The 26,621-nt window shown below is 65.9% G+C and carries 21 protein-coding genes; 6 read left to right on the forward strand and 15 right to left on the reverse strand.

Annotation, left to right across the window (positions count from 1 at the left end; genetic code table 11):
- Positions 1 to 54: 54 nt before the first annotated feature.
- The gene (locus tag CCONF_RS08120; RefSeq protein ID WP_290222539.1) at positions 55 to 528 is read right to left on the reverse strand and encodes an RDD family protein; all 474 of its coding nucleotides are present in this window, start codon (positions 526 to 528) and stop codon (positions 55 to 57) included.
- A gap of 175 nt (positions 529 to 703) precedes the next feature.
- On the opposite strand from CCONF_RS08120, the gene glnA (CCONF_RS08125) reads away from it, so the two are divergent.
- Positions 704 to 2,140 carry a type I glutamate--ammonia ligase gene (glnA, locus tag CCONF_RS08125; RefSeq protein WP_290222541.1) on the forward strand — a complete coding sequence of 479 codons (1,437 nt, stop codon included), beginning with the start codon at positions 704 to 706 and terminating at the stop codon, positions 2,138 to 2,140.
- Positions 2,141 to 3,234: 1,094 nt separating this feature from the next.
- Here the strand turns inward: glnA (CCONF_RS08125) and CCONF_RS08130 are convergent.
- Both CCONF_RS08130 and CCONF_RS08135 read right to left on the reverse strand, forming a co-directional pair.
- Positions 3,235 to 4,881, reverse strand: coding sequence for an ABC-F family ATP-binding cassette domain-containing protein (locus CCONF_RS08130; protein WP_290222544.1), 1,647 nt, complete (start codon positions 4,879 to 4,881; stop codon positions 3,235 to 3,237).
- A 302-nt stretch (positions 4,882 to 5,183) separates the two neighbouring features.
- Positions 5,184 to 8,468 carry an exonuclease domain-containing protein gene (locus CCONF_RS08135; RefSeq protein WP_290222548.1) on the reverse strand — a complete coding sequence of 1,095 codons (3,285 nt, stop codon included), beginning with the start codon at positions 8,466 to 8,468 and terminating at the stop codon, positions 5,184 to 5,186.
- A gap of 96 nt (positions 8,469 to 8,564) precedes the next feature.
- Between CCONF_RS08135 and CCONF_RS08140 the strand changes: the two genes are divergently transcribed.
- On the forward strand, positions 8,565 to 8,939 hold the full coding sequence (locus tag CCONF_RS08140) for a hypothetical protein (protein ID WP_290222550.1): 375 nt from the start codon (positions 8,565 to 8,567) through the stop codon (positions 8,937 to 8,939).
- Here CCONF_RS08140 and CCONF_RS08145 read toward each other — a convergent pair.
- Genes CCONF_RS08145 through thrC form a run of 4 tightly spaced genes read right to left on the reverse strand, consistent with a single transcriptional unit; the run spans position 8,926 to position 11,955 of the window.
- Positions 8,926 to 9,456, reverse strand: coding sequence for an NUDIX hydrolase (locus tag CCONF_RS08145; RefSeq protein ID WP_290222552.1), 531 nt, complete (start codon positions 9,454 to 9,456; stop codon positions 8,926 to 8,928). The two genes, CCONF_RS08140 and CCONF_RS08145, sit on opposite strands and share 14 nt — an antisense overlap.
- A gap of 27 nt (positions 9,457 to 9,483) precedes the next feature.
- Positions 9,484 to 10,395, reverse strand: a complete 912-nt coding sequence (locus CCONF_RS08150) for a trypsin-like serine protease (protein ID WP_290222554.1) — start codon at positions 10,393 to 10,395, stop codon at positions 9,484 to 9,486.
- The gene (locus CCONF_RS08155) at positions 10,376 to 10,510 is read right to left on the reverse strand and encodes a hypothetical protein (protein ID WP_290222556.1); all 135 of its coding nucleotides are present in this window, start codon (positions 10,508 to 10,510) and stop codon (positions 10,376 to 10,378) included. Before CCONF_RS08155 ends, CCONF_RS08150 begins: the two co-directional genes overlap by 20 nt.
- 2 nt (positions 10,511 to 10,512) lie before the next feature.
- A complete protein-coding gene (gene thrC / locus CCONF_RS08160) occupies positions 10,513 to 11,955 on the reverse strand; it encodes a threonine synthase (RefSeq protein ID WP_290222558.1) in 1,443 nt (480 codons plus the stop codon).
- A 130-nt stretch (positions 11,956 to 12,085) separates the two neighbouring features.
- On the opposite strand from thrC, the gene CCONF_RS08165 reads away from it, so the two are divergent.
- Positions 12,086 to 13,417: an MFS transporter gene (locus CCONF_RS08165; RefSeq protein WP_290222560.1), complete on the forward strand. Its 1,332-nt coding sequence runs from the start codon at positions 12,086 to 12,088 to the stop codon at positions 13,415 to 13,417.
- 48 nt (positions 13,418 to 13,465) lie between these two features.
- Here CCONF_RS08165 and CCONF_RS08170 read toward each other — a convergent pair whose 3' ends face one another.
- From CCONF_RS08170 to glnA (CCONF_RS08195), 6 genes are all read right to left on the reverse strand, one after another.
- A complete protein-coding gene (locus tag CCONF_RS08170; protein ID WP_290222562.1) occupies positions 13,466 to 14,221 on the reverse strand; it encodes an AAA family ATPase in 756 nt (251 codons plus the stop codon).
- Positions 14,222 to 14,239: 18 nt separating this feature from the next.
- On the reverse strand, positions 14,240 to 14,509 hold the full coding sequence (locus CCONF_RS08175; RefSeq protein WP_290222564.1) for a hypothetical protein: 270 nt from the start codon (positions 14,507 to 14,509) through the stop codon (positions 14,240 to 14,242).
- Positions 14,510 to 14,646: 137 nt separating this feature from the next.
- Positions 14,647 to 15,171: a hypothetical protein gene (locus tag CCONF_RS08180; protein ID WP_290222566.1), complete on the reverse strand. Its 525-nt coding sequence runs from the start codon at positions 15,169 to 15,171 to the stop codon at positions 14,647 to 14,649.
- Positions 15,172 to 15,245: 74 nt separating this feature from the next.
- Complete coding sequence (locus CCONF_RS08185; RefSeq protein WP_290222567.1) at positions 15,246 to 15,569, reverse strand: hypothetical protein; 324 nt, start codon at positions 15,567 to 15,569, stop codon at positions 15,246 to 15,248.
- Positions 15,570 to 15,779: 210 nt separating this feature from the next.
- Complete coding sequence (locus CCONF_RS08190; RefSeq protein ID WP_290222569.1) at positions 15,780 to 18,953, reverse strand: bifunctional [glutamine synthetase] adenylyltransferase/[glutamine synthetase]-adenylyl-L-tyrosine phosphorylase; 3,174 nt, start codon at positions 18,951 to 18,953, stop codon at positions 15,780 to 15,782.
- Positions 18,954 to 18,987: 34 nt separating this feature from the next.
- Entirely contained in the window at positions 18,988 to 20,325 is a 1,338-nt protein-coding gene (gene glnA / locus CCONF_RS08195; protein ID WP_290222571.1) for a type I glutamate--ammonia ligase, read from the reverse strand.
- Between the two features lie 220 nt (positions 20,326 to 20,545).
- Between glnA (CCONF_RS08195) and CCONF_RS08200 the strand changes: the two genes are divergently transcribed.
- Positions 20,546 to 21,583, forward strand: a complete 1,038-nt coding sequence (locus CCONF_RS08200; protein WP_290222572.1) for a DUF2786 domain-containing protein — start codon at positions 20,546 to 20,548, stop codon at positions 21,581 to 21,583.
- A 149-nt stretch (positions 21,584 to 21,732) separates the two neighbouring features.
- A complete protein-coding gene (locus CCONF_RS08205) occupies positions 21,733 to 23,451 on the forward strand; it encodes a CYTH and CHAD domain-containing protein (RefSeq protein ID WP_290222574.1) in 1,719 nt (572 codons plus the stop codon).
- A gap of 1 nt (position 23,452) precedes the next feature.
- Here CCONF_RS08205 and CCONF_RS08210 read toward each other — a convergent pair whose 3' ends face one another.
- Complete coding sequence (locus tag CCONF_RS08210; protein ID WP_070767730.1) at positions 23,453 to 23,665, reverse strand: hypothetical protein; 213 nt, start codon at positions 23,663 to 23,665, stop codon at positions 23,453 to 23,455.
- Positions 23,666 to 23,883: 218 nt separating this feature from the next.
- Here CCONF_RS08210 and CCONF_RS08215 point away from each other — a divergent pair, with 218 nt between their 5' ends.
- A complete protein-coding gene (locus CCONF_RS08215; protein WP_290222580.1) occupies positions 23,884 to 25,155 on the forward strand; it encodes a galactokinase family protein in 1,272 nt (423 codons plus the stop codon).
- Positions 25,156 to 25,179: 24 nt separating this feature from the next.
- On the opposite strand, the gene CCONF_RS08220 is transcribed toward CCONF_RS08215, so the two are convergent.
- Positions 25,180 to 26,592 (reverse strand): RNB domain-containing ribonuclease, encoded by a 1,413-nt coding sequence (locus CCONF_RS08220; protein ID WP_290222582.1) that lies wholly within the window; start codon positions 26,590 to 26,592, stop codon positions 25,180 to 25,182.
- Positions 26,593 to 26,621: the final 29 nt, after the last annotated feature.

A 26,621-nucleotide genomic window follows, 5' to 3' on the forward strand; every position in this document is an offset into this window, starting at 1 on the left:
ATGAGCTCGGGATGGGAGGCGGGCGCCGTTGTTTTTTACGGGCCGGGCTGCGCTTTAGGCCATGATGACCGTGGTGCCAGTGCCGCGGTCGTGCATGCCGCGCCCGTCGGCGTCAACCATGGCGGCCGGGAAGAAGACGGCCGTGAGCAGCGTACGCACGGCCGCGCGCCAGAAGCCCACGCGGGTGCCGGGGGCGTCGACGCGGGCCACGCCCATGCCCAGCACCGACATTCCGGGGGTACGGGCAAAGAGCCAGCCGCAGACGATGCCCAGGATGACCCAAATGCCATACCCCAGGGTGGCGGCCGCGCCGAGGGCGTCGGTGAACTGGGTGATGATAATGGCCAGGACCATGCTGATGCCCCAGTCGATCAGCACCCCGCCGGCGCGGCGCATGACCGAAGCCTGCGCGCCGGAACCGCTTTTCGGCAGGCCAAGCAGCTCCCCGGGCCACCGAGAGACTGCTTCGGCGGAATCATATTCACCGGGAATGCTGGGGCCGTCCAGCCACGTTTTCTTTTCAGCCATGCCCCCTAATCTAGCGGGGTTGGAAGGCAGAAGAAAACCCCGCTGGGAAATCCTAAAACCTATAGGCCAATAGGTGGTTTGTTAAAGTGGTAAGGCAATCCCTCATATGTCTCAAGGCAGCGCGTAAAATCTTTGCCTAGAGCCCATTTTTATCTCAATATTCAGGAGTATGACCATGGCTTTCGAGACCGTTCAGGACATCGTAAAGTTTATTCAGGACGAAGACGTCCGCTTTGTCGATATCCGCTTTACCGATGTTCCGGGCATCGAGCACCACTTCAGCATCCCCTCCTCCGAGTTCGACGAGGACGCCGCCGCCGAGGGCCTAGCCTTCGACGGCTCTTCCATTCGCGGGTTCACCTCCATCGACGAATCCGACATGACCCTGCTGCCGGATCCGTCCTCTGCCATGATCGACCCGTTCCGCACCGAGAAGACCCTGAACATCAAGTGCTTCGTGCACGACCCGTTCACCCTCGAGCCCTTCTCCCGCGACCCGCGCAACATCGCCCGCAAGGCCGAGGAGTACCTCAACTCCACCGGTATCGCTGACACCTGCTTCTTCGGCGCGGAGGCCGAGTTCTACGTCTTCGACTCGGTGCGCTACTCCACCGACGTCCACGAGGGATTCTTCAAGGTCGACTCCGACGAGGGCTGGTGGAACCGCAGCGCCGAGACCAACATCGACGGCACCCCGAACACCGGCTACAAGACCCGTGTGAAGGGCGGCTACTTCCCCACCGCACCGTACGACAAGACCGGCGAAGTCCGCGACGCCATGGTCCGCAACCTGCAGGACGCCGGCTTCGACGTCGAGCGCTTCCACCACGAGGTCGGCACCGGCGGTCAGAACGAGATCAACTACCGCTTCAATTCCATGCTGCACGCGGCCGACGATGTCCAGTCCTTCAAGTACATCATCAAGAACACCGCCGCGGCCTACGGCAAGACCGCTACCTTCATGCCCAAGCCGCTAGCCGGCGACAACGGCTCCGGCATGCACGCCCACATGTCCCTGTGGAAGGACGGCACCCCGCTCTTCCACGACGAGTCCGGCTACGGCGGCCTGTCTGACACCGCCCGCTACTACATCGGCGGCATCCTGCACCACGCCGGCGCAGTTTTGGCCTTTACCAACCCGACGCTGAACTCCTACCACCGCCTGGTGCCTGGCTTCGAGGCCCCCATCAACCTGGTCTACTCGCAGCGTAACCGCTCTGCGGCCATCCGCATCCCGATTACCGGCTCCAACCCGAAGGCCAAGCGCATCGAGTTCCGCGCCCCGGACCCGTCCGGCAACCCGTACTTGGGCTTTGCCGCCATGATGCTGGCCGGCATCGACGGCGTGAAGAACCGCCTGGAGCCGCACGCCCCGGTCGACAAGGATCTCTACGAGCTCCCGCCGGAGGAGGCCGCCTCCATCCCGCAGGCCCCGACCTCCCTGGAGGCCTCCCTGGAGGCCCTGCGCAACGACATGGACTTCCTGACCGAGGGCGACGTCTTCACCGAGGACCTCATCGAGTCCTACATTAAGCTCAAGGAAGACGAGGAAATCACCCCGGCCCGCCTGCGTCCGACCCCGCTCGAGTACGAAATGTACTTCGACTGCTAGTTCCCAAGGTACAGTTACCTAACTGACCTGCGGTTATTTTCATAACCGCTAGGTAAAGGTCAACCCCTCGACAATTCTGACGAAAGTCGAGGGGTTTACCATTTTTCGTACCAACGACGGACTGGTTTCTGCTCGAATGGTCCCGTTCTCGCCCGTTTTGATTGCTATTTCCAGCACCCGATCACGACTGCTAGGCCACAGCCCCCCCTGACAAGTTCCAAGAGGGCTCGCGACTTCTTATACTGCCTCGTCATACTGTGGCAGGACGTTCGCACCCGCAATCTCGATACTGTCCTCACATACGTTACCCTTGTGCGGGCGCCCACCCCGAAACGGTCTTCGACCAGGACCTTCGTCCACTTTCCTGCCCAGGTAGCACTTCATCCGCTCGCCCTCACTAATAACGACCATGCCCTTCAAACTGGGGTTGAGCGTTTCGATAAGGTTGCGAGGTTTACGGCAACCCTGTGCCCACTCCTTGGTATAGGAGGGAGGTCCTTGCTGGGCGTAATTATGAAAACGATCACGCTTGTAGATATTGACCAACACAGAGGTGTGGGAGCAAGTCTTGCCGGACGTATTCACCTTGTCCAAGACGTGTCTTGGCAGTGGCATAGGCAGCTGACCCGACGCGGTTTTCTTGGCTACCGCTTCGTGACCCCGTTTGGTGCCGGTCCGAAGTGGGCAGAGCACCTTGCCGGACAGTACTGGACACTCGAATCGTCGGATACCCGAAACCGAGACTCAGCAGCTGCTACGCGACCCTGGCACCTCGAAGCTAGGAGTGGGATCATTTTAGCTTCAGGAAATTGCCGAGCTAGTTTCGCCTAGATTAGACGATCCACAGCGTCCCAAAAGGACTTCCGCGTTCGAGTACATAACGGTAGTCCTAAGACTCGAAACGCAAGAGACTCCAGTGGGCACCGCAAACGCTCATAACTCTCCACCGACAGCTGCAGATTCCCTGCGCTGACAAACACTGGCGAGACGATATGAACGATGGTGTTTACTCGGGTCGCAGGCGTGGGCATGAATTGTCCGGTTTTCATCTCTGTCTTTTAATCACTAGCGCTCCCGTGTGTGCAGGCATTCCTCTACAGCCTCGGCAGTACGATTTTTTGAGAGAATCCGATCTCGGCACAAAACTCTTCGTCATGGCTGACTACAACTAACGCTCCTTGGTAAGACTGCAGCACTTCAGCTAACCAATTTACGGTCGGAATATCCAAGTTGTTTGTCGGTTCATCGAGGATCAATAGCTTTGGAGGAGGATCTCTCAAAAGCTCGCAAGCAAAAGCCACCCTAAAACGCTCGCCTCCGGACAATGCGTTGACGTGAGCGTGGACATCGTCATCGCGGAACAACAACTCAGCCAATTTATTCCGCAGCCGTTGCGGTTCAATTCGCCGGTTGGCCTCCGTGACAACCTCCCACACGGTCTTGTCTTCTGGGAGGGATATTGCCTGAGGCAAATAGCCAAATTCCCCCAACACATAATCAACGCTATAACGTCCGGCAAGCTTCGGCTCTTGACCTACGATGCTCCGGAGAAGAGTAGTCTTACCAGCTCCATTAGCACCTGCGATGCGCAGCTTCTCCGGCCCCATGATCGTCACCATGGCCGGGCAGGTCTCAGTAGCCAACGCTGGATCGTTTAGACTGAGTTGCAATACTTTCGTCCTATAAGCTAGGACAGTATCCTCGAGGTCAATATAGACCTTTTCTTCCTCTCTCAGGTGCAACTGCGCCTTTTGTACGTTTCGCCTCGAACGTTCCAGCGCCTGCTTCTGCCCCGCTTTTCGCTTCGCAGACTTCTTTTCGTGACGATTTTTGTCATTTCCCAGCGCCATTCCAGGTTTCCGTTTACTCTTCGAGAACTGCCGGCCACGGCGGGCGTCCCGGGCAAGGCGGGTCTGTAAAGCCTGTTGCTCCCGTACCTGTCGCCGCTCTTCTTGACGCGCATCCTTGAGGTCGTGAGCAGCATGCTCTTGCTCCTGCCGAATAACCTCTTGATACGCCTCGTAGTTTCCCTCAAAAACTCGCAACTGCCCGTCGTAGAGCTCTGCTATTCGATCGACGGAATGGAGGAGTTGCCGGTCATGACTCGCAACCAATGCGGAAACATTGGCGGTTTGAAGCATAGCCATGAGTCGTTTACGTGCGCCCGTGTCTAAATTGTTCGTAGGCTCATCCAACAAGAGATAGTCGGGGCCACCAAGCAATACAGCGCACAGAGCAATCTGCATTGTTTCGCCCCCAGACAAAGAAGTAACCGGTCGTCGAAAAAACTCCAATGGCGACGTCCCTTCCCCGTCGTCCGAATCCAATAAATAACTTAAACCATAGCGAGAAAGCTCAGCTAGGATCTGCTCCGGCACATCCCAATCATCCCCGACGCGCTCGAACAGAGCTTCATCATAAGCTCCGGATTCCAACGCACTCAGTGCATCGATTAAGTCCCTTATCCCGAACATATCCGCGATCGTTTTCGCATCAGCTATGTCCAACTTTTGCGGCAAGTACGCTACTGAGTCGGGGACTTGAAAGTTACCCGAGGAAGCATTGAGGTTACCGTTGAGTACACGCAAGAGGCTCGTTTTGCCCGATCCGTTGGTTCCGATTAAGCCGGTCACGCCGCGGCCAAGATGGCCCGTAACATGCGAAAAACAAGGGGTCCCGTTGGACCAAGTCAACCCCAAGTCTTGAAAAGAAATTGAAGATTGTGAATCAGAAAATCGCACAGGAAGATGCCCTTTCTACAAGCCGATAGTCCAGCTGAGGGCACAAGCTGCGCCCTCAGCAATTGCGGAAAAGGCTTAAATCTTCACTGGCATAGCTTCCGTAGGAAATAGTTACTGGCCCACCTTACAACACGCGCTGCCGGTCTGCCATCACCTTGACACTGATTTGGGCTCTTGAGGCTCGGCTGAAGGCCCTTCCTTGCAGAAGCCAACGAAGAGGAAGAAGTAGTCTAGAGGCACCATCAGGAGCACGGCAGACAGCATGATGTCCGCCCATAGTCCGATGTACTGGCCCAGGGCGTTTAGGGCCGGCTGGTACGGATGAGATCCGCCAGTCGGTCCTGGCGCCGGTGGCCGAGAATGGCCACGGAACGCCGTACCGGCGCGTCCGGGCGGCACCCCAGGGCAGAGTTGATGACGGCCATCTTGTCCTGGTGCGCGCCGCCGACAGGAGCCAGCCCCATCGCGTTGAGCACCTCGTCAAGGCCTTCCAGTCCCGCCCGGCGCGGCTCGGCCGGGGTTACCTCGCAGCCGGCGCCAAGCCGCAGCCACACGCGCTGCCCGGGCTCGGCGCCCAGCTCCTCGAGAAAACGCCGGATGGTCGACAGGGACGCCTGCCGCAGGCGGTTTACGCGCAGGCTGACCGCGCCCAGGTGGCTAGGCCACTGCTGCTCACCTCCTACGGGCACGCCGAATTCCGCGGCGATGCCGGCCGAGACGCCAAACCCAGACCCACGCAGGTGGTCGCTGGTCACCTCCAGCAGCAGGTGCCACGCGCCGTCGAAGTGAGCAAGCCCGCGCGATTCCTGGATGTCCGCATCCAGTAGCTCGGGCGCCCGCTCGGTCTTGCGCACCACCCCGTCGACGGTCTCGAGGTCGCCGCTGTCGGCATAGGCGCGAATGGAGTTCTCACTGACATTGAGGCGGCCTGCTTCGGCGAACAGCTCCTCGAGTGTCACCTCGCCGCGCTCCTCGACCCGCTGAGCGATCCAGTCGGCCAAGCTGCGGTATTCGTCCAGGCCCCACTCGGCGAGCCCGTAGGAGCCATTGCCCACGCGGTGAGCCCTCGGATCGACGGCCAGCTGGTTGCGCACGCCTCGCACGTCGTCGCCGGTGATCTCAGCGATTTCTTCCGCCGTCATGGGTTCGCCGTGCAGCAACAGCATGGCGCAGGACCGGCCGCCCTGTGAATTGGACACCAGAAGGTAGTCGCCCACCCGAAGCGCCGTGCGCAACAGTCTGGCCAACCCAGTCCAGGCTTCTTCCGGGATTCCGTGATCGCGGCGGAACTCGGGCAGGTTTATCAGCCCGTAGCCGTCGGCCGCGGCCTCCACCAGCGCGGGGAATTCCTCCAGGAACCCGGGCCGCGCCAGCAACTGGCCGTCCATTTCCCACAGGCCGAAGACGGCGCGCAGCACCTCCTCAGGGCTGCCCCCGAGTGTCGTGTGGCCGTCCCGGAACCCCGGCCACTGCTTGTCGAGCTCGGCTGCGTCCCGGACTGTCCCGATGTTTTCGGCCAGGCGCTGCGCGGTGGCGCGTGCCAGCTCGCAATCGCTATCGACGGCCTCCCGCAGCGCTTTTTCGATCTGGCGCACGCGCTCGCGGGTCAGGCCCAGGGCTTGGCCCACCTCATCGAGCGTGGCCCCGCCGACCCAGCGCTCACGCACGATGGTCAGTTTTCGTATGTCCGCGCCGCACGCGGCTGCGATTTCTTCCACGCAGTCGTCCCACAAACGCTGCAGGCTGCGGGCATGGTCGTAGTCCGGGTAGACCGCAGCGGGCAGCTCCAGCGGTCCGTTTAGGCCCAGCCAGCCCAACGCGCGCTCCGTGGCGTCGTTCGTGCCCGCGGCATCCTCGTCGGCGTACACGCTGGTGGTCACGTCCGCCGCATCCGCGGCCCCGCTTTCCGCCGCGGGGTCGGTGGGAGCTTCCGGGGTATCTAGGGCATCGAGGGCGGCGAGCACGACGGTCTCCACGAGCTGGTGGAGCTTGACCTTACCGACGCCGGGCAGATCGCCCAGTTCGTGCACGGTGGCCTCCAGCATGACCGGGAAGCGGCTCTGCCACAACGCCGAGGCCTTGCGCACTGAGGAATTGTTGAACTCCAGCGGAGTATTCACCGCCAGTACCGGCGACAGCTCCACCAGCGGGGTGCTGGCATGGGAGCGCACCCACCCGCGGGCGATGGCGGCGGTGATCGCCTCGGCCTGGCTGCCCAGGTAGTCCAGCTGGTCCCCGAACCAGGGGAAGAGCGTATTCGCCGCCCCGCCCGGCGCTGCTGCCGGCCCCGTGGCTTCCTCGGCGGCGGGTGCGGCTGGGCTAGGCGATGCCGACGGTACTACGCCCTCATCCACCTCCGGGGCGCCAACCGCCGCGGGGACCGCACCCAGGGCCTTGAGCAGCTGTCCGAAGGTCTTCTCGTCGACGATGGGAACGCCCAGGCTGCGCGCCTTCTTCGCCTTGCCGCTCATCGAGTCCGGGTTGGCCGAGACCACGAGTACCGAGCGCTTGGTCACCCCGCCGACGTCCAGCCCGGCGGCCCGGGCGCGCGACTCCCAGGTCTCGCGGGGTAGATCCAGCGCGCCGGTGAAGGTCACCCGGTCTCCCGGGGCAAGGTGGACACCCACGGTGGCTTCCCCGGTCACGGGGCGGGCGACCAATTCGCCCACGAGCTCGTCCGGCAGGCCCAGCTGCGCGGCGAGTTCGGTCAGGACTTGCTGCTCGGCGGGCGTGACCACGCCGTCCAGCCAGGCCTCGACGGCCAGCTGGCGCAGGAAATCCTCGTGGATATCGAGCACGTCCTGCAGGCCCAGGCCCGACTCTAAGGCGGAGGCCTCCAGGGTTTTGAGCTCCGAAGCCGACAACTTCTTGTCGGCCAGTGCCGCGGCCAGGTGTCCGCGGTAGGTCTGCCCCTCCGCACCGCCGGCCGGCGGCAGCAGCTGGGCCAGGCGCGCCAACCAGGCCTGTGGCTCCTCGGCGGCCTTCGCGGCATCGTCGCGGGTCAGCAGCGCCGCCGGTTGCGCTGCGCCGACCTGACCGGGTGCAGCGATGGCCAGCCCCACGCCCGCGGGAACGGGCACGCCGTAATCACGGACCATACACCGCAGCAAGGCGGCGGTGGCCTCCGCGTCCGCAAGGGCGGAGTGCGCCCGACGGTTGGAAATGCCCACCGCGTCCAGCGCCTCGGCCAGCTTGCGCTTACCGAGTGCCTGGTGGCTCAGGACCTGGGTGTCCACGACGCTGGATTTACTTACTGCCAGTGGGATCCCCAGGCGCCCGAACTCGTAGCCCAGGAAACGGACCTCGAAAGGCGCGTTGTGGGCCACCAGCACGCGGCCGCTCAGCGCCGCCGCGAACCGGCCCGCGATGTCCGCGAACCGCGGCGCCGCCACCAGATCGGAGGCGGACAGCTGGTGGACGAAGCTGTTGGGGACGTCCCGGTCCGGCTGGACGAGGGTCTCGAAGGCGCCCTCGACGCGGAAGTTATGGTCCAACAGCACGGCCCCGATTTCAATGATCCGGTCGGTCGCCCCGAAGCCGGTTGTCTCAAAGTCAACGACCGCGTATCCCGGTAAAGACACTGCCATATTCGCACCACCTATAGTTCGTATATCCAACGGCCGGCTTTGATTGACGCCAAAGCCACCACTTCAGTATCCCACGGTCGTGCTAGGTTCGTTTCCATGTTCAACCCCCTAACCTTCGTCGCCCTGGATACCGCCGACGTGGCGGCGGTGCGGCAGGTACTAGGCCCGCTGAAACGCGACGGGATTTACCTCACCCGCCCGGGGCTGGTGCTGGAGACGTCCTGGCTGGGCGATGACGCCCGCGACGTCTACGCGACGGCGTGGGCGTGGGGCGCGGACGATGCCGCCCTGTTCTACGCGCTGGCTGCCCGCGGCCGGCTGCTGGTCACCCCGGCGCGGGGGGCGGTCGACATCGTCGTCTGCGGGCGGATCCATAGCCGCCAAGAGGTCGACAACGGCATCGATAGCTTCGCCTTCGCCGACAGCCCCGAGCAACTGCGGGAGCTTATCGGCCCACCTAGTTGCGCTTAGCGTAACCGATCCGAGGGCGGAAGCCAGCGGGGTGCTTCATCTGCGCGACGGCGTCCGCGATCACCATGCGGTGGCGGGCGTTGAGCGACTGCGGCAGCTGAGCCACTGAGAACCAGCCGACCTCGGTGTTCTCGTCGTCGGCGAGGTGCGGGACGGCATCGTCAGGCACACTGAGCCGCAGGGTGGTGTCCATGAACAGGCACTTGTCGCCGTTGCCGTATTCCACGGGGCCGACCTGACCGACGCCCAGGAGGGCCTCGACGCGGGCCTCCAGGCCGACTTCCTCGGCGACCTCCCGAATCGCGGTGGTGCTGATCTCCTCGCCCGGCTCAGCGATGCCGGCCACCGGGGCCCACTTGTCATTGTCGGCACGGCGGGCCAGCAACACCGTGGGCACCTCCCACAGCGGGGCGCCCTCCGGGACGCCGCGCACGATGACGGCGGTCACGGCGGGCAGGAAGAGCTGGTCGTGGCCGATCTTTTCACGCAGGGACACGATGAAATCCGGGGTTGCCATACCCCTAGCCTACGGCACCGCGCGGCCTTAGTGGGTGGCGGCGTCGGCGCGGGCCACCTCGCCCCACAGGCCGTCGGCTAACCGCTGGACCTCCACCGCCGGGGTGAAGGAGACCTCCATGTCCGGGTAGTCCTCGCAGGTCGTTCCCCCATCCATGCGCTCGGTGGTGCCGGAGACCAAGCCGATGATGACGGGCCGGCCATCCCGCTCGGCGTAAACGGGCCCGCCCGAGTCACCCGTGCGGACGCACATGCGGGCGCGCGCGGACTCGGATTCGAGCTGCTCGCCGTCGGCATTGAGCTTGCTCAGCTCCGGCAGGTGGGTGACCTCCCCGCAGGTCTTATGGGTGGATCCGCCTAGCTTGCAGGCCTGGTCCGGCAGCTGCGCCAGCTGCGTGGCGATATTGGTCTCCAAGGACTCGGCGGTGTGGAAGGGAATCTGCCCCGAGGTTCCCGCCTCATTGAGCTCGATAAAGGCCACGTCCAGGTGGTGGGTGTCCGGGGCGTAGAAATCCGAGTAGACCACCTGGCCGACCGGCTCCGCGGGATAGGAAAACTCGCCGTACTCATCCGCGGCCCACACCTGGTCGCCGACCTTGCCGCAGTGCGATGCCGTCACGGCAATGCTCCGGCCCTCGGGCAGGCTGAAGGAGTAGGCGACGGTGCACAGCTGGTAGCTGAAGTACTCCCCCGGCTGCGGCGTCTGCGCGGACAGGTGGATGGCCGCGCCCGGTGGCACGGGTGCGAACTGTGGGGTCAGGATCTCGTCCTCGCGCGGCGGGATGTCCGTCTGCTCCGCCGCCGCGCCCAGATCCGTCGCGGGCGCGGTACGCTGGCTGCTCTCCTCCAGCGGGTCTACCGCGGGTAGGCTGCACGCGCTGCTAAGCCCCACGACCGCGGCGGCCGCGAGGGCCACGCGGCTAGCTCTGCGATGCACCATCGTCCGGGGTGGTCTCGTCCTCTTCCTCGGCCGCTTGGGCACGTAGGTCACGCAGGAACTTCTCCGGATCGAATTCCGTGTGGTACTCGGGCCCAGCGAACTGTTCCTGTGCCATTGTTAGACCTCCGTGGTGTCAATCGAGCGGGTGATGTAGTCCTTGACCGCGGCGGCATCGTTAGGCAAGTCCGCCACGGTACGTTCCGCATCCAGGATACCGGCAAAACGCTCGGGCACCTCCGGCTCCCGGCCGGTGGCCTCCCGGATGGTGTCGGCGAACTTGACCGGCAGGGCCGTCTCCAGGCAGACGATCGGGGTCTCCACGCCGGCTGCCTGGGCCGCGCGGGCGGCCTTGACGCCGTCGGCAGTGTGCGGGTCGATGAGCACCCCGTAGCGCTCGTCGACGTCCGCGATGGTGGCCAGCCGGTCCGCGTGCGTAGAGCTGGCGGAGGTGAAGCCGAACTTGTCCCGGGCGTCTTCTAAAAGCTCCGGGGGCACGGAGAAGCCGCCCTCCTTGACCTTCGTGCCGAACCAGTCGGCCACCTGGGCGGCGTCCCGGCCGGTCAGGTCGAAGACGAAGCGCTCGAAGTTGGACGCGCGGGAGATATCCATCGACGGCGAGGAGGTCTTGAAGGTCTCCGCGGCCGGGCGCGGGCGGTAGTTGCCCGTGCGGAAGAACTCGTCCAGCACGTCGTTCTCGTTGGTCGCCACCACCAGGGTGTCGATGGGCAGACCCATTTGGCGGGCGATGTGGCCGGCGCAGATGTCACCGAAGTTGCCCGTGGGCACGGAGAAGGAGACCTTCTGCTGGTTGTTGTCGGTCACCCGCAGCCAGCAGGAGACGTAATAGACCACCTGGGCCAGAAGCCGCGCCCAGTTGATGGAGTTGACCGCACCGATCCGGTAGTCGCGCTTGAACTGCGCGTCCGCGGAGACGGCCTTGACCACGTCCTGGCAGTCGTCGAAGACGCCGTCCAGCGCGATGTTGAAGATATTGGGGTCGTCCAACCCGAACATCTGCGCCTGCTGGAACGGGGTCATGCGCCCGGCCGGGGTCAGCATGAAGACCCGGATGCCGGGGCGGCCGCGCATGGCGTATTCCGCCGAGGATCCGGTGTCGCCGGAGGTCGCGCCCAGGATGTTAAGCGTCTCTTCCCGGCGCGCCAGCTCGAACTCGAAGAGCTCGCCGAGCAGCTGCATGGCCATGTCCTTAAACGCGGCCGTCGGCCCCTCCGACAGGTGGCCGATGAAAAGACCGTCGCCCAGCTCGGTGACCGGCACGATCTCCTCGGAAGCGAACTTCGGGTAGGTATAAGCGCGCGCGGCGATCTGCTCCAGGTCTGCCGGGTCGATATCGTCGATATAAAGCTTCAGGACCTCGGCGGCGACCGCGGCGTAGCCTTCCTTATCGGCCAGGGCGCGCCAGCTGCTCAGCAGCTCGTCATCCAGCTGCGGGTAATGCTCCGGGAGATAGAGGCCGCCATCCGGGGCGAGCCCGCCTAGCAGAATGTCGGTAAATTTGGCCGGAACCTGGTCCACATCACGCGTCGAAATATAATCCACGCGGCTAAGTCTAGCGGTTAACGGTGTACTCGGGCCCCTTTTTATCCCTCGCTTTGGGCGCGCCCACAGCCGCGGCTTCCACGCCGGTCCCCAGTCGACAATATTTCGTGCGGTAGTAGACTAAGCGGCCATGTCGACTCCTGAGAATCACCGCCCCAACCCGCGGGAAGTCATCACCACCAAGGCGCTGTATGTCTGGGTGGCCGCGGTGCTGGTCTACATCGTGGCGATTACCGGGCGCACCTCCTTCGGCGTGGCCGGCGTCGACGCCATCGAGCGCTTCAGCGTCGACGCCTCCCGGATCGCAGTGTTCACCTCCGTGCAGGTCGGCGTCTACGCCCTGGCCCAGATCCCCACCGGCATCGCCATCGACCGCTTCGGCCCCCGCAACATGTTGGTCGTCGGCGCGGTGGTGATGGGTATTGGCCAAGTCATCTTGGGCTTTACCACCAACTACTGGGCGGCCATCGGCGCCCGCGTGCTCATCGGCGGCGGGGATGCGACCGCGTTCCTGTCGGTCATGCGCATCCTGCCCTACTGGTTCCCGCTGCACCGCACGCCGATGCTCACTCAGGTCACCGGCTCCATGGGCCAGCTGGGTCAGTTTATCTCCGCGGTCCCCTTCCTCTGGTTGCTGGGGGCCACCGGCTGGACGGCGGCGTTTGTCAGCCTAGGCGCGGTGGGTATCATCATCGCGCTGGCCGCGGCGGTCGCGGTGGCCGATTCCCCGGAAAAGGCCGGCGTCTACGAGGAACAGGTCGTCGAGGTCCAGCCCAACTCCCAGGCGCTGTCCATCCCCCAGCGCCTGAAATCCGTGGTGACCTCCCCGGTGGCCTGGCAGGCGTTTTTCATCCACTACTCCAACTTGTTCTTCCAGATCGTCGTGGTGATGATGTGGGGCGTGCCGCTGATGACGCTGGGCATGGGCCTGTCGGAGGCCTCCGCCGGCCTGGTTCTCACTATTAACTCCGTCTTCCTCGTGCTCATCGGCCCGCTGCACGGCAAGATCTCCGCGCGCACGGGCAATGCCCGCGACCTGATAGCCGTCGGATTTTCCACGCTGCACGTGCTGTTCTGGGCGTGGTTCTTTTCCGCTTCGGAACCGCGCGGTTTGGCCGCGGCCCTGTGCTTCGCTTTCATCATCGCCCTGTGCTGCCCGTCCGCGAACTACGGCTTCGACCTGGTCCGCGAGCACCTAGGCCGCGACGTGGTGGCCACCGCCACCGGCCTGGGCAACATGGGCGGCTTCATAGCCGGCATGCTGGGTGCGCAGTCCTTCGCCTTCCTTCTGGATTCCCATTCCCAAGGCGCGGCCTACGAGTGGGGCGATTTCCGCTACGCCGCGTGGGCCGTCCTGGCGGTGTGGTCAGTCGGCGTTATTGGCATTCTGGTCACCCGCTGGCTGCGCCGCGGCGAAGAAGAGCGCGGCCCGCGCATCCGCATCACCCGCCTGCCGGAATAACCGCTTCCGGCGGCTCGCCGCGCGGTTTAAGCCGCGCGGCAAGCCTGGTCAGTTGTCCTCTTCGTCTAGCTCCGGGCGGGTCAAAAACTCCGCAACCGCTTCCGGGGCCTCGATGAATTCCTGGGTGGCCCGGTACGCATCGGTGTCGCGGTAGGCCACGTCCTGCACGCCGAAGTCGTCGAACTGGAAGATCTGCGCCCTGGGCGTGCCCAGCAGGATGGGCGAATGCGTGGCGATGAGGAACTGAGCGCCCCGCTGGACGGCCTGGTCGATTTCGGCGAGCAGCGCCATCTGGCGGATGACCGACAGGCCCGCCTCCGGCTCGTCCATGAGATAGAGCCCGCGGCCGTCAACGTATTCGCCGAGGATGTCGAAGACGGATTCGCCGTGGGAGCGTTTCATCAGGTCCACGCCCCGAGCGAGGTTGTTGCGCCCGGCGGCCCGCTCAGACTCGTCGCGCAGCAGGTCGAAGTGGGTCTCGTTGCGCAGGTAGTACCCGCGCAGGAGCGTCTCATCGAAGCGCAAGGCCAACCAGTGGGACAGCTCCGACTCCGTGTTGGTCCCCCTCACCGCTTCGGGCTGCAGTGGGCCGCCCCGCCCGCTGAAACCGGCGCTCAGGGCGATGGCCTCCAGCAGCGTGGATTTGCCGGCGCCGTTTTCGCCGGCGAAGAACGTCACCGGGCTGCGAAAATCGATTTTACCGAACTCCTGCAGGTAACGGGTTATCGGCAGCTGCCAGACATAGGCGCTACTCGCGCGGTGCCGGCGCTGCTCGAAAGTCCGGAACGCTACCGTTGTCAGCATGTCGGGCCACGACCTTCCCTAGTAGAGTCCGCGCAGCCGGGCAGGCAGCGCGTTCGCCATCCTTTCAGCCAGCCCAGTCTCGGCGCCGCCAGGGGGCAGGGCGCTGGCTGGGTGCAGCCCTACCCTACTGGTAAAAGGCAGGTACGTTTCGACGTTTCTGGCTCCGGCCACCACGAAGTCGTTGACCGTGGCCGCTATGGCCACGCCGCCCAAGATGGGCACTCCCAGCGCGACTGCCAGCATGCCGAGCGTTTGCCAACGCCTGCGGGCGGTGTAAGAACAGGACATAAACGTTACCTTTCCGTAATCTTCTAAGGGAAAGAATAAGCGTCGCGTCTGTGTGGGCGGTGGCGACTTCCTGCTATCTCGCTGCCGGTTGCCCGGCCCTGCCCGGTCGTGCCCCGCGGGGGCGGATGCAGCCCGCGCTACTGGCCGTCGTTGCTGGCGACCAGCGGGCCGGACTGGCCCTCGATGAGCCCCTCGTCGAAGGCCTTGAGCACCGCTTGGGCCTCGTCCTCGTTCAGGCGGCCCTCGCTGACGGCGGTGTCCATGACGGCCTCGAGCTCCTCCCGGGACTGCTCCCGGCTATCGCCCGCCTCGAAGGCCTGCTTGGGCATGGCGGCCTCCGGGATGCCCAGGGCTTCGGCCAGCTCAACCAAGCGGTAGCCCGGGCGCGGTTCCTCGTCGTCGGCGTCCTCGGGCGCGGTGGTCTCCGGCCCGGTAACCTGCGAGGCGGCGTCGCCGACCGTGCGCCCCTGGTGCGTGGTGTTCAGCGGCCACATGAACCAGGCCGCCACCAGGGCGAAAATTAGGGCCAGCACGACCACGGCGCCGGCGACGACCCACTGCTGACGATGCGCGTCCGCCTGCCCGCTGACCGCCCGCGCGGCCCCAGCCGGCTCCTCCGCCCGAGTGGGCTGAGAGGGCGCGGTGGGTTCTGTTCCTGCCATGCTGGCCCCTTGCCTGAACTAAGAGAGAATCGAATAAACAAATACTAGTGCTGAACTCTCGGGAATTCTAGCGCCTAGAAGTGCCCGAAGCTATCACCGCGGCGCGGCGGTTCCTGCCGACCGCTCAAGATATCGATCACGCTGCGGATGGCCGGCTCGCCCACCGGGCCGAAGTTGGGCTTGCGCTCGTCGACGCCACGGCCGTCCTCATCGACCACCTGGTGGGGCCTGTCCGGGCGGTGGTGGCTGGTCGGGCCCTCGATGGTGATGACAAGCTTGTCGTCTTCTACCTTCAGCTCCGTGTCCGCGCCCGCGCCGGCCGCGCGCGCCGAGTCCATAAATCCGCTTAAGTCGCGAAAGGTAGCCGCCGAAAGATCCAAAGAAATCTGCAGTGCCATGGTGTTTTCTCCTCTACTACTGGTCCGCTGTTTGTGGGGCTAAGTCGCTGTGGTGCCGCGTCCGCGGTGGGGCCACGTGGTGGGCCGGCCACCGTGGACGGCACGTCCCAGTCTAGGAAGGCTAACGCCGCTTGCCTAGGCAAAAGCCGACTTTGCCAGCAAAATCAGGGCGAAATCCGGGCGACCCCCTAGGGGCATTGCTGCCGCTTGCTAGTCGTGCTCGAAGGATTCAGCCTCGCCCCAGAAAACCTCGTCGACCACCCGGCGGGCGTGCCGGGTCAGCTTCAGGTAGGCCTCCAGGAATTCCTGGTTGTCCTCCGGCGCCCAGCCGACCGCACCGGCCACCTGGGCCAGCTGCGGGCCCGGCTGCGGCAGCTGGTCCACGCGCTTGCCGCGGACCAGGACCAGGGCGTTGCGGGCATCGGTAGCCATCAGCCATGCCTCCCGCAGGCTGGAGACCTGCTCGGAGTCAAGCACCTCGCATTCCTCCAGCGCGTCGAGTCCCCGCAGCGTCGACGGGTCGTGCAGCTGGGTGAATTCGTGCGCGTGCATCATGGTCAGCAGCTGGACTGTCCACTCGATGTCGGTCAGCGCGCCGCGACCCAGCTTGGTGTGGGTGTTGCGGTCCGCCCCACGCGGCAGGCGCTCGTTGTCCACGCGGGCCTTCATCCGCCGGATGGCGCGGATGGTGGACTCGCTCACGCCCTCGCTGGGATACCGGAAGCGGTCGATGACCTCCAGGAACTTCTCCCCTACGTCCTTGTCGCCGGCCACGAAGGCCGCGCGCAGCAGCGCCTGCATCTCCCAGGGCTCGCCCCACTGGTCGTAGTAGCGCTCGTAGGAGGCGATCGTGCGCACCACCGCCCCGGACCGCCCCTCCGGGCGCAGGCCCAGGTCGACCTCCAGGGGCGGATCATCCGAGGGCTTGGACAGCCGGCGCCGCATCTTGTCCACGATCCCGATTGCCCACTTGATAGCGGCGGTCTCGTCCACGCCCGGCGCGGGTTCGGCCACTATCATCACGTCCGCGTCCGAGCCGAAGCCCAGTTCCATACCTCCCAGCCGGCCCATGCCGATAACGGCGATCCGCGCCGGCGGGCGCACCGGCTGCGTGGCCGATGCCCCGTCGGCATCGTCAGCACCTTCCGTGCCGTCGGGGTCTCCGGCGGTTTCGGCTGCCGCTGCTTCCTGAGCGCGCAGCCAGGCGCGGATCTCGGCGCGCAGGGCGGCTTCCAGCACCGCGTCCCAGACCAGGGATAGGTCCCGGCAGACCTGCTCGACCGGCATGAAGCCCAGCAGGTCCGCGGCGGCGATACGGGCGAGCTCCACCCGGCGCAGAGAACGCGCCACGGCCACCGCCTTGTCCGGGTCGGCGTGCCGCTTGGTGGAGTTGACCAGGGCTTTGAAGGCCTGCTCCGGCTGGGCGTCCATGAGCTTCGGCCCGGCGGCGCCATCGGAGAGCAGCTTGACGGTATCCGGCGCGGCGATGATGAGGTCCGCGGTGTACGGCGAGGTCCCTAGGATCTTCATCAACCGCTGGCCGACGATGCCCTCGTCCCGCAGCATCCGCAAAAACCAGGTGCGGTCAAAGGCTGCCTCCGACAGCTTGCGGTAGTTGAGCAGCCCCATGTCCGGATCAGCGGTGGAAGACAGCCACTCCATCAGCGTAGGCAGCAAGATCGCCTGGATCTTGGCTTTGCGAGAGCTGCCCGCCGCCAGCGAGGTCAGGTGTTCGAAGGCGCGGTCCGGGTAGTTATAGCCCAGGGCGGCCAGCTGCAGCTTCGCGGCCTCGGGCGAGAGCTTGAGCTCCGCGGAACTCATGGAGACCACCGAGTGCAGCAGCGGGCGGTAGAACAGGCGCGAGTGCAGCTGCGAAATCCGGTGGCGGATAGTCCGCAGCGTCGTCGCCATCATCTGGGCGGCGGAGCGCTGGCCCGTGGGCGTGAAACCGGAGATCTTGGCCAGCCACTTCCACGCGTCCGCGTCATCGTTGGGCGGCATGGTGTGGGTGCGGCGGAACCGCTCCAGCTGCAGGCGGTGTTCGAGAAGCCGCAGGAACTCATAGGCCTCGATGAGCTGGTTGCCGTCCTCGCGGCCCACGTACCCGGCGCTGACCAGGGCGGCCAGGGCATCGACGGTAGACAGCACGCGCAGGCTCTCGTCGGAGCGGCCGTGGACCAGCTGCAGCAGCTGGATGGCAAACTCCACGTCCCGCAGACCGCCCGAGCCCAGCTTCAGCTCCCGGGCGCGCAGGTCCTCAGGCACGTTGTCCAGCACCCGGCGGCGCATGGCCTGCACGTCTTCCACGAAGGACTCGCGCTGGGAGGCCGACCAAACCAACGGCCCGATGCGCTCCAGGTAGTCCTGGCCCAGCGGCAGGTAGCCGGTCTGCGGGCGGGCCTTGAGCAGCGCCTGGAACTCCCAGGTGTGCGCCCAGCGCTGGTAGTACTTCACGTGCGAGTCCAGCGTGCGTACCAAGGCCCCGGACTTGCCCTCCGGACGGAGGTTCGCATCCACCTCGAAGAAGCACTTGGTGCCAATCTGGATGAACTTCGAAGCCACCCGGGTGGCCTTGCTCAACCTGGCATCACCCTCCTCGCTCAAGGGCTCGGCCACGAAGATGACGTCGACGTCGGAAATGTAATTAAGCTCCCCGGCCCCGCACTTGCCCATCGCGATGACGGCCAGCTGGCTATCCAGCGGTTCTTCGCCGTAGACGGTTGCCGTGGCCACCGCCAGCGCCGCGGTCAGCCCCGCGTCTGCCAGCGCCGTGGTCAGCCGGGTGACTGTTGAGTATTCGATGCGCGGCTGCGGGCGGGACTGCCCCTTGCGCGAATAAAACGTGCCCGCCAGGTCGTGACTGGCCACGCGCATCATCAGCGTCCGGTAGGTCGACTTCAGCGCCCGCGTGGCGTCTTGACCCGTCGTGCCGGCAACGTAGCTGCCCGGGGTGGTTAGCTGCGCGCTCGCCGTGTCCGGCCGGTCGAGTTCGGCCGCGAACTGCGCGGGGCGGGCATCGACCGCGCCCAAAAGCTGCGCGAGCATCTCCTCCGGCTCCGGCAAGGGCTCGGCCAGCTGGCGCCAGAGCTCCGGCTCGGCGGCCAGGTGATCCCCCAGCGCCGTCGATGCCCCCAGAAGCGCCAGCAGGCGCACCCGCAGCGCCTCGTTCGCGCGCATCTGCTGGTCCAGCTCGCGGCCGGAATCATCCAGACCCTGATAAAGGCGCATCACCGTATTCAGCGCCAGATCCGGGTCCCCGGCGGCGGCCAGGCACCAGAGCAGCTCGGTGGATTCGGCGTTGTTCCAGCCCAACCACTCCAGGTCGGCAGCCGCGTTCGCCCGCGTCAGCCCCAGGGTGGCCGGGGAAGGTACCGTCGCGCGCACAGTCAATTGCCCCTTTCGTTTGGGTATTAAAGGCTTAGTAGTTCAGGTTGTGGCGCAGCTCGAAGGAGGTGATCTGGCGCTGGTAGGCGTGCCACTCATCCCACTTCGAGCGCAGGAAGAACTCGAAGACGTGCTCGCCCATGACCTCGGCCATGAAATCGGACTTTTCCAGGTGGCGCAGCGCCTGGTCCAGCGACATGGGCAGGTCCTTGTAGCCCATCGCCCGGCGCTCCCGACGTGTCAGCTGGTGCACGTCGTCCTCGGCTGGGTCGCCTAGCTCGTAGCCTTCCCGGATGCCCTTGAGCCCGGCGGCCAGCAGGACGGCGTAGCCCAGGTAAGGGTTCATCGCGGAATCCACTGAGCGGATCTCCACCCGGCGCGACTCCTCCTTGGTCAGTCGGTAGGTCGGCACGCGGACCAGCGCGGAGCGGTTGGACACGCCCCAGGTCGCCGAGCCCGGGGCCTCCGAGCCGAACATCAGGCGCTTATACGAGTTGACCCACTGGTTCGTCACCGCGGACATCTCATTGGCGTGCTCCAGGATGCCGGCGATGAACTGCTTGGCCGTCGTCGACAGCGAAAACTCATCGTCCGGGTCGTGGAAGGCGTTGGACTCGCCCTCGAACAGGGACAGGTGGGTGTGCATGCCGGAGCCGGAGTATTCCTCGAAGGGCTTGGGCATGAACGTGCCGCGCACGCCCAGGTCGGCGGCGACCTTCTTGATGACGTAGCGGAAGGTCATGATGGAATCCGCCATGGTGATAACGTCTGCGTGCCGCAGGTCGATCTCCTGCTGGCCTGGCGCGGTCTCGTGGTGGCTGAACTCCGTGGCGATGCCGAGTTCCTCCAGGTACAACATGGCCTGGCGGCGGAAGCGCGGGGCGGCGTCCTGGGTGGCCTGATCGAAATAGCCGCCGTTATCGGTCGGCAGCAGGTCTTCTTCCTCGGGACGCTGCTGCAGTAGGTAGAACTCGATTTCCGGCGAGGCCATGCAGGTAAAGCCCTCGTTGGCCGCCGCGGTGACCTGCCGGCGAAGGATGTGGCGCGGGTCCACCATCGACGGCTGCCCGTCGGGCTGGGCGATGTCGCAGAACATCCGCGCGGACTGCAGCTCCGGCTCGTCGCGGTCGAAGGGCATGATCTGGAACGTGGACGGATCCGGCAGCGCGATTGTGTCGGATTCCGAGATGCGCGAGAAACCTTCCACGGAGGATCCGTCAAAGCCCACGCCTTCCTCGAAGGCGGATTCCAGCTCGGAGGGGCTCATCACCACGGACTTGAGCGCGCCCAGGATATCGGTGAACCACAGGCGGATAAACCGGATATCTCGCTCTTCGACGGTACGCAGCACGAATTCATGTTGGCTGTTCATGGAATCCACCTTAGTAGGCCGGCCGGGCCGTAGTGGGCTTTGTCGCGGACCAGTCCGGTGGGCCATTGCAGGGTGGTCACATCGCCCGACCACCACCAATAAGCGGGGGTAGCAAGCAGGGGAAGCTGCCACCGCTGCCCCACGCCCGGCGTGGTCGGATAAGGCCACTACAGCACCTAGCGCACTCACTAACGTTTAGACGAAAGGACCCTTTAGCCCCATGCGTTTTAGCTACCACCGCCGCCTTGAGCAACTAGCCGATTTCCTCATCCTCGTCGCCCGCGCCGGCTGGCGACCGGACGACCTCATCCACATCTGTGGGCCCTATACCCACCAGATGGTCTTTTATGCCGCCGCCCGCATCCCGGCGCACGTGACCAGCCCGGCGCTACGGCACGCCTGGTTGACCATCGGGCCGCCGACCGATCCCACCGTCCCGGACGAGGTGATCGACCAGCTCTTTGAGGATTTCAAGTCCCTGCCTAGCCTGCCGGACTGGGAGCTTTTGGATCCTTCCCAGGCAGCCGAGGCCGCCATGACGTCGGCGCAGCGCAAGGCCGCCGGCAAGGTGGAGGCCCTGCTGCGCAAGGCCGAGTCCACTGAGTTTATGGATGAGGCCGAAACACTGATCGCCAAGGCGCAGCAGCTGCGCCAGGAATACCGCCTGGCGGAGGCCTCCGCCGGCGGCGAGTCGGCGACGAGCTGTATTGCCCACCGCGTGCACCTGCATGCGCCCTGGGTGGCTTATCAGGCCGTCTTGCTCAGCGCTGTCGCCGCGGCGAACTCGGTGACCGCCCTGCTGGTGGACAAGCGCGGCCTGGCCGTGCTGGTGGGCGCTGCCGACGACTGCGCGCACACCGCAGACTTGTTTGCCAACCTCAACCGCCAGTGCGACTGGCACATGCGCAACGGCGCGGACGCGGAAATGGCCAAGCACTTCAGCCAGACCGCCTCCTACCGCCGCAGCTTCCGCCTGTCCTATGCCGCCCGCATCTCCGAGCTCCTCGAGGAGGCCAACCGCGCCGGTGCGGCCAGCGCCGACGGGGACGCGGAGGGCGACGACCTCCTGCCCGTCCTGGCCGAGCGCATGGCCGCCGCCCAGGAGGCCCTGCAGCAGGTCTACCCGCACACCAGCCAGTCGAGCCTGTCGATGAACAACCCGCTGGGCGCCGGCGCCGGGGCCAGCGCCGCGGAGCGCTCCCACCTGAGCGGCGACTCCTCCGGACTCGCGCCCCACCAGCGCGCGCTGAGCGCCTAGCCCCTGTTGTGGGGCCTTAGGCGGGCTCGGTGATTGTCTACGTTGCCCGGATTCCGCGCCGGCGGGTTATGGCCCCGGCACGCATAAATATTCAGCCGGGTATGATCACCGCTAAGAGGCACAGCAGTCTTTACAAGGAAAGGGCACCCATGGCAACCAGCAGTTTCCTCGAGATCGAGGCGAAGTTCGCAGTCGCGGAATCCACCCCCACCCCGGATCTGACGCGCCTGGCCCACGTCGCCGGGTATGGGGAATCCACCGAACAGTCCCTATCCGCCATCTACTACGACACCGAGGACCTGCGGCTGACCCGCAACAAAATCACCCTGCGGCGCCGCACCGGCGGCAAGGACGACGGCTGGCACATCAAGCTGCCCGGCTCGACCGGTCGCACCGAGGTCCGCGCCGAGCTCGGCGAGCCCGTCGACGGCGAATACCGCGTCCCGGCGGAGCTGCTTAGCCATGTCCGCGCCATCGTGCGCAACCACCCGGTCTCCCCCATCGCCCAGGTTGATAACAACCGCACGGAGACCCTGCTGCTGGGCGACGACGGCCGCCCGGTCGCCGAGTTCTGCGACGACCACGTCACCGCTTGGAGCTTCCTGCCCGGCGGCCAGCAGTCCACCTGGCGCGAGTGGGAGCTGGAGCTGGCCGCAGAAACCGCCGGCACCGACCACGGCAGCGAGATCATCCGATCTGCTACCTCCCTGCTCATCGGCGCCGGGGCCCGGGTGTCCGCCTCCCCGTCGAAGCTGTCGTCTGCCCTCGGCCGCTCCAAGGACCAGGCCCCGCTTCCCCCGGCCCTGCGTACCCCGGACGTGGAGGAGGACTCCCCGGCGGCAGCCGTCGTCGAGGCCCTGCAGGCCAACCGCGACAAGCTGGTCGAATACGACCCGAAAGTCCGCGCCGACGAGTGGGATTCCGTCCACCAGATGCGCGTGGCCACCCGCGAGCTGCGCAGCCACCTGCAGACCTTCCACGGGATCGTGGCTGGCCCGGAGATCGAAAAGATCGAGGCCAACCTCAAGGAGCTGGCCGCCATGCTGGGCGTTGCCCGCGACGCCGAAGTCGTCGAGGAACGCTGGCAGTCCCTGCTGGAGGAGGAAGACTCCGACACCCTGGACGACAACACCCGTCGGCACATCGCCCACGACATGGGCACCGCCTACCGCCGCGCCCACCGGCGCGTCATCGGCGCGCTCAACTCCGACCGCTACCTCGAGCTGCTCGACTCCCTCGACCAGCTGCTGGTCCACCCGCCCGTCGTGGAGGCCGAGCCGGCCGAAACCGAGCCGGAGGCAGAAACCGCGCCGGAGACCACGAAGGAAGCGGCCGCCGGCACCACCGCCCCGGCCGAGGCGGAGTCCGACAAGCCGGAGCAGACCGAGCAGACCAAGCAGGCCGAGCAGACCGAGCCCGAGGACATGGAAACCGTCATGGCGCGGCACCTGGCCAAGGCCTACCGCAAGCTGGTCAAGCGACACGAAAAGGCGGTTATCAACTGGGATAATGACGAGCTCAGCTTGCACGAGCGCGAAGACTACTTCCATGACATGCGCAAGGCCGCCAAGAAGCTGCGCTACGCCGCTGAGGCAGCAGGCTCGGCGACCAAGCTCAAGACCAAGCGCCTCTACAAGGCCTGCAAGCAGATGCAGTCGGTGCTGGGCGACTTCCAGGACTCGGTGACCTCCCGCGACAAGCTGCTAGAGCTCGCACAAGCAGCCCGCAGCCGGGGTGAGGACACCTTCGGCTACGGGCTGCTGTACCAGCGCGAACGCCAGATTGGCCTGGAGGCGCTGGAGGACTACTCCGAGTCCTTCGATCAGATTAAGGCGGCGTTCAAGCCGCTGAAGAAGAAGCTGAAGTAGGCTACTTATCCCACTGGGCGGGCTTGCCCCAGTCGTCTTCTGCTTCCTCGGCTTCATCGGCCGCGGCGTTGCGCTCCGCCGCGGTCTTGAGCGCGTTGCGGGCCTCTTCCTCGGACGAGTACGGCCCCATCCGGTTGTCCCAGGAATCCTGCGGGCCCTGGGTAACCTCACCGGTGGACGGGTTGAAATACCATTGCGAATCCTGCTCGGCCATGGACTAATCCTCCTTGGTTGACGGGGTTTATTAAGCGATTTAGCGCGGGTTATCGCCCGCGGGATCCCACAGTACTCATCGGGAGTTGTCCGCGCCGCTAGAATGTTTCTGTTAGGACTTCTCGCCTGCCCGCGCCTCATCCACGCTCTATCTACGTCATCGACGTCGCTGGCGCCGGGCCGGCGAGTGCGACCGCTAATGAAGGAGTATCCCCCGCAATGCCATTTTGGCCCGCCCCGACCGACCACGTCGTCGACAAAGCCCGCGCTGCCCACCACCAACGCGTGGGTATGGAAGCCGCCCACGTGGCCAGTGCGCCGGCGACCTGGTTGCTCATCGGTGAGCACGTTGACCACTACGGGGGCATCGTTGCCGCAGGGCTTTCCGATCTGCGCGCCGCGGCGGCGGTTAGCCCGCGCGAGGATTCGACCATCACCGTGAGCTACCGCGTCGATGGCCCCGGCGAGCCCCAGGTGCGCGAAGAATCGACGACGCTCGACACCCTGTCACAGCTGGCCGCGGCGCAGCAGCCCGGCGTCGACGAGGCCGGCCAGCCGGTCCCGCCGCCGTTCCCGACGGGTGGGCTGGCCGAGCGCTTCGGCGGCGTGGTCAGCACGATGGTCTCCCGGCAGTTGCTCTCCCGCGAGACCACCGGCGTGGACATCACCGTGGTCACCGACATCCCGTCCTACTCCGGCCTGGGTGGGCTGGCAGCCGCCGATGTCGCCGTGGCCCTGTCCATGCTGGGCGGCAACGAGGCTCCCCACGATGCCCCGCTTCGCGCCCGCCTGGCCGAGGTCTGCTCCCAGGCCGTCGATTCCTTCGCGGCCCTGCCGGCACTGCGCGCCCGCCACACCGCGGCCCTGCGCGGCAACGGCCGGCAGATTTCCATCATCGACTACGCCGACGGTTCCGTCACCCAGGCCCCGCACCCGCTGGGCGACAAGCTGCACGCCTTCGTGGTCGCGGTCCCGGACTCCACCCCGGACCCGCAGATCGGGGTGGATCTGCGCATCCGCCAGCGCTTCGTCGACAACGCCTGCCACGCTTTCGGCGCGGAGAGCCTGCGCCTGCTACCGGACGCGTCCTCGCGCGTTCTGGACTGGTTGGATGCGGTCCACGAGGTGCACCCAGAACAGGACCACCCCGAGCACGCCGATGCCGCCAGCTGGCTCGGTTTCTACACCGGCGAGACCGACCGCGCCCTGGGCATCGCGCGCTCGCTGCGCTCCCGCCGCGGCGCGGACTTGCTGCCGCTTCTCCACCAGTCGCAGTCGGCGCTGGGCAGCATCTATCACCTGCCGGTGGCCGCCGAGGTCGCCGAGCTGGTCACGGCCCGCGGCGCGGTGGCCGCACGGGCGGCCGCGGCCGGCGTGGCTAACTCGGTCATCGCCTACGTGCCCGCCGAACGCGCGCAGAATTTCTCTCAGGATCTCGCCGACGACGGCCTGCTCGTCGTCCCGGTCAACCCCGGCGAGCCCGCCGCCTAATCGACCGGTCCTAGTCGGCCGGTTCTAGTCAGCCGGCCAGGCGAATTTCACCGCGCGCTCTTCCGGCTCCGCGGTGACCAGGGAAACCGAGGTCTCGCTGCCCGGCTCGGGCGCGCCCACGCACTGCCCGATGACCGGCGGCTCGTTGACCAAAAGGCGGGCGGTCTCGCGCTCGGCGTTGCTGGAGAGCACCACCGCCGAGAAATTCGTGCCCGCCCACGGCTCCAGGACCGTGGCCTCGGTCAGCTGCAGGCAGGCCTTGTCCACCTGGGAGGCCAACTGGGAGCTCCGCCGCATCGATGCCACCGCCTCCTCGCCGTCCGCCTGCACCCACTCGGGGACGTCGGTGCCGGCGCAGATTGCCAGGCAGACCTCCAACCCGAACCGGTCGATGAGCCGGCGCAGCGGCGCGGTCACGTGCGCGTAATAGCCGCCGATGCCCGCGTGGATCTGCCCCTCGTCGCGCCCCAGCAGGGCGTAGTCCGCCCCGCGCAGTAGCCGCAGGGCTTCGCGCATGACCGCCATCCCCCGAGGTGAGCTGGCATCCACCCCGCGCAGGAACTCGGAGATGCTAAGCTCGCCCAACTCGAAGCCCAGGGCGCGGGCCTCGGCGCGGAACTCCTCCTCGGCCTCGGGGCTAGCACCTGGCAGGGTGCGCAGGAAACCCACGCCGTGGCTGTGCATGAGCTGGCCCGCGCACATGCCGGCCATCAGGGAAATCTCGGAGTTATAGTCCATGACCTCGTGGCGCGGCTCGATCTCTAGCTCGAAGCGCCCGTCGGCGTCTTCGACGACCCGCTGCGACGGGATGCGCAGCGAAATCGCCTCGCGCCGCAGCGCGGAGGCCTGCCGCAGCTGGCCTACCTCCGGCAGCAGGCGGATGGCCGAGTTCATCCGCCCGTGCACTAAGTCCTCGTGGACGCCGTCGTAGTCCAGCCGCGCCCGGGAGCGTACGAGGGCGCGCTCGACGAAGAAGTCAGTCACCTCCCCGTCCGTGTCCAGGTCGAAGCTAAAGAGCACGGCCGGCCGGTCCACGCCCTCCAGCAAAGACGCGCGGTCCTCGGACAGCACGGGCGGGTGCAGGCGGGCCGGCGAATCCGGCAGGTAGATGGTCTGGCCGCGGGCCATGGCCTCCGCGTGCACGGTCGCCGGCGCCTCTTCGCCGGTCCCGCCCAGCCAGGCGCCCACGTCGGCGATGGCGTAGTAGACGCGGTAGCCGCCCGCGGTCCCGCTGGTGATGTAGACGGCCTGGTCCAAGTCCCTGGAGCCCGGCGGGTCGATGGTGACCAACGGTAGGTCGCGGGCATCCCGGCGGCTGGCGGCAAATTGATCGACCGCCGCGCGGGCCTGGTCGGTGACGTGTTCGTCGAAGTCGCGGGAGACCTGGAATTCCGCGGCGACGTTATCAAAGTCCAGCGGCGCAGCATACAGCTTCATACCGGCTCATTGTTCCACAGGCGCCCCAC

Source organism: Corynebacterium confusum (assembly GCF_030408715.1).
Taxonomy (GTDB): Bacteria; Actinomycetota; Actinomycetes; order Mycobacteriales; family Mycobacteriaceae; genus Corynebacterium; species Corynebacterium confusum.

What these genes read in the sequence shown, in the direction of transcription:
- CCONF_RS08120 (WP_290222539.1), bottom strand. Translation starts at nt 528, where the DNA reads ATGGCTGAAAAGAAAACGTGGCTGGACGGCCCCAGCATTCCCGGTGAA.
- glnA (WP_290222541.1), top strand. Translation starts at nt 704, where the DNA reads ATGGCTTTCGAGACCGTTCAGGACATCGTAAAGTTTATTCAGGACGAA.
- CCONF_RS08135 (WP_290222548.1), bottom strand. Translation starts at nt 8,468, where the DNA reads ATGGCAGTGTCTTTACCGGGATACGCGGTCGTTGACTTTGAGACAACC.
- CCONF_RS08140 (WP_290222550.1), top strand. Translation starts at nt 8,565, where the DNA reads ATGTTCAACCCCCTAACCTTCGTCGCCCTGGATACCGCCGACGTGGCG.
- CCONF_RS08145 (WP_290222552.1), bottom strand. Translation starts at nt 9,456, where the DNA reads ATGGCAACCCCGGATTTCATCGTGTCCCTGCGTGAAAAGATCGGCCAC.
- CCONF_RS08150 (WP_290222554.1), bottom strand. Translation starts at nt 10,395, where the DNA reads ATGGTGCATCGCAGAGCTAGCCGCGTGGCCCTCGCGGCCGCCGCGGTC.
- CCONF_RS08155 (WP_290222556.1), bottom strand. Translation starts at nt 10,510, where the DNA reads ATGGCACAGGAACAGTTCGCTGGGCCCGAGTACCACACGGAATTCGAT.
- CCONF_RS08165 (WP_290222560.1), top strand. Translation starts at nt 12,086, where the DNA reads ATGTCGACTCCTGAGAATCACCGCCCCAACCCGCGGGAAGTCATCACC.
- CCONF_RS08170 (WP_290222562.1), bottom strand. Translation starts at nt 14,221, where the DNA reads ATGCTGACAACGGTAGCGTTCCGGACTTTCGAGCAGCGCCGGCACCGC.
- CCONF_RS08175 (WP_290222564.1), bottom strand. Translation starts at nt 14,509, where the DNA reads ATGTCCTGTTCTTACACCGCCCGCAGGCGTTGGCAAACGCTCGGCATG.
- CCONF_RS08180 (WP_290222566.1), bottom strand. Translation starts at nt 15,171, where the DNA reads ATGGCAGGAACAGAACCCACCGCGCCCTCTCAGCCCACTCGGGCGGAG.
- CCONF_RS08185 (WP_290222567.1), bottom strand. Translation starts at nt 15,569, where the DNA reads ATGGCACTGCAGATTTCTTTGGATCTTTCGGCGGCTACCTTTCGCGAC.
- glnA (WP_290222571.1), bottom strand. Translation starts at nt 20,325, where the DNA reads ATGAACAGCCAACATGAATTCGTGCTGCGTACCGTCGAAGAGCGAGAT.
- CCONF_RS08200 (WP_290222572.1), top strand. Translation starts at nt 20,546, where the DNA reads ATGCGTTTTAGCTACCACCGCCGCCTTGAGCAACTAGCCGATTTCCTC.
- CCONF_RS08205 (WP_290222574.1), top strand. Translation starts at nt 21,733, where the DNA reads ATGGCAACCAGCAGTTTCCTCGAGATCGAGGCGAAGTTCGCAGTCGCG.
- CCONF_RS08210 (WP_070767730.1), bottom strand. Translation starts at nt 23,665, where the DNA reads ATGGCCGAGCAGGATTCGCAATGGTATTTCAACCCGTCCACCGGTGAG.
- CCONF_RS08215 (WP_290222580.1), top strand. Translation starts at nt 23,884, where the DNA reads ATGCCATTTTGGCCCGCCCCGACCGACCACGTCGTCGACAAAGCCCGC.
- CCONF_RS08220 (WP_290222582.1), bottom strand. Translation starts at nt 26,592, where the DNA reads ATGAAGCTGTATGCTGCGCCGCTGGACTTTGATAACGTCGCCGCGGAA.